General features: G+C 37.6%; 1 protein-coding gene. It reads right to left on the bottom strand.

Features of this window, described 5'->3' with window-relative positions:
• Positions 1-221: 221 nt before the first annotated feature.
• A partial coding sequence (locus tag EI162_RS14485; protein ID WP_192524989.1) for an IS30 family transposase occupies positions 222-574 on the bottom strand: 353 nt, incomplete at its 5' end.

Raw genomic sequence — 574 nt, 5'->3', positions numbered from 1 at the left:
TTCTCGCTTGTGTCTTTATCTGGCTGCCGCTGATTTGAATTCTATACAGCCCCTAGGGTTTTTCAAAATAGTGTGATAAAAATTGTATTTGTTTAATGGCTCTGGATGCATTTTACCTTTATTAGTTTACCTTATTATTAGTAAGTTTTTATAGAATAGGTATTATTACCTTTTATTGCTCCCTTTTATTTATTGCTTAGATTAACACACCAAGTGCAACGCTAAATTATATTATAGAACACCTGATTGGGCGTTTTAAACCCTAAGCGTTTTCTTGGTCTGTTGTTTAGTTTATTCTCAATGTCCTGTATCTCATTATCAGAGACTTGTCTAAAGTCACAACCCTTAGGCAAGAACTCTCTGATTAAGCCGTTGGTATTCTCGTTGGTCCCCCGCTGCCATGACGCATAAGCATCGGCAAAAAAGAACAGACTAAAGAGCTTTTGTTTCACCTTCTTATGCTGAGCAAACTCTTTACCATTGTCAGAGGTGATTGTCTTAACCTGTAACCTCACAGGCTTTAAGACATCTATCATTGCCTCTGATACTTGCTGTGCCGTTTTATGACCCACAC

It is taken from the genome of Psychrobacter sp. FME6 (assembly GCF_014861365.1).
Classification (GTDB): domain Bacteria; phylum Pseudomonadota; class Gammaproteobacteria; order Pseudomonadales; family Moraxellaceae; genus Psychrobacter.
This window is presented reverse-complemented; position numbering and strand designations above follow the sequence as displayed.